Source organism: Alistipes sp. An116, from assembly GCF_002161005.1.
In the GTDB taxonomy this organism is placed as follows: domain Bacteria; phylum Bacteroidota; class Bacteroidia; order Bacteroidales; family Rikenellaceae; genus Alistipes; species Alistipes megaguti.
Genome location: NZ_NFLR01000050.1, coordinates 1 through 1,041, shown reverse-complemented (window position 1 = coordinate 1,041; position 1,041 = coordinate 1). Strand labels below are relative to the sequence as shown.

The following is a 1,041-nucleotide window of genomic DNA, read 5'->3' as shown; positions in this document are numbered from 1 at the left end:
AACGTCCGCGATTACGAGCCGGCACTGGCGTTGTTCGTGCCGGACGACGATCCGCTGCGTTTCTACCGTGCCATTGCGCGCTCCGGGCGGCGGATGCTGCGACCGGGCGGGCGCCTTTGGTTCGAGATCTACGAACACGCCGCCGCGCAGATGGCCGACATGCTTGCGGCCGAGGGATATGCGGCCACCGAAATCTACCGGGACCTCTTTGATAAGGAACGAATGACATGCAGTCGACTCGAAAAATAAACACACCGCGCGAAAAGCGGACGAAAACCCCCGAACAGGCCCTCACCTCGCTCATGCGGCTTTGTGCCCGGGCTGAGAAGTCGGAGGGCGATGCCCGGCGGCTGATGCGCGGCTGGGGTTTGGCGGAGCGTGATGCCGAGGCGGTGCTGGCGCGGCTGGTGCGCGAACGCTTCATCGACGATACGCGCTATGCCGAGGCCTTCGTGCGCGAGAAGCTGCGGCTGAGCGGCTGGGGCGAGTACAAGATCCGCACGGCGCTTCAGCGCAAGGGCATCCGGCGTGAGGTGATCGATGCGGCACTGGCCCGGGCCGACCGTTCGGCCATGGGGCGGCGCCTGGCGGAACAGCTTGCGCGCAAGGCCCGGACGGTGAAGTACACGACTGACTACGAATTGAAAACCAAATTGATACGATACGGGCTTTCGCTCGGTTACGACTACGAGGCCGTGATGGATGCGGCCGCGCAGTTGGTCAAGGATACGGATACATGCGACGATTTCTGACAACGATGCTTCTGGCCGCGACGTGCGCCGGGGCCTCGGCTCAAACCCAAACTGCGAACCGCGGGCAGCGGCTCAATCCCGACGATTATATTTTTCCCGTACAGCAGGCTTCGCGGCTCTTTTCGGCCAATTTCGGCGAACTGCGCCCGGGACACTTCCACGCCGGTGTGGATATCAAGACCGACGGCGAGGAGGGCCATCCGCTGGTGGCCGTGGCCGACGGCTATGTTTCGCGCATGACGGTTTCGGCAGGCGGCTACGGGCGGGCGCTCTACCTGACGCTCCGGAA

At 63.9% G+C, this 1,041-nt stretch carries 1 protein-coding gene and 2 pseudogenes; all 3 read left to right on the top strand.

Annotation, left to right across the window (positions count from 1 at the left end):
- Positions 1–249, top strand: a pseudogene (locus B5E60_RS13580) (peptide chain release factor N(5)-glutamine methyltransferase); the annotation flags it as partial.
- Positions 228–752, top strand: a complete 525-nt coding sequence (locus B5E60_RS13575) for a regulatory protein RecX (RefSeq protein WP_087312478.1) — start codon at positions 228–230, stop codon at positions 750–752. The pseudogene B5E60_RS13580 and the gene B5E60_RS13575, both read left to right, overlap by 22 nt.
- A pseudogene (locus B5E60_RS13570) lies at positions 737–1,041 on the top strand (M23 family peptidase); the annotation flags it as partial. The gene B5E60_RS13575 and the pseudogene B5E60_RS13570, both read left to right, overlap by 16 nt.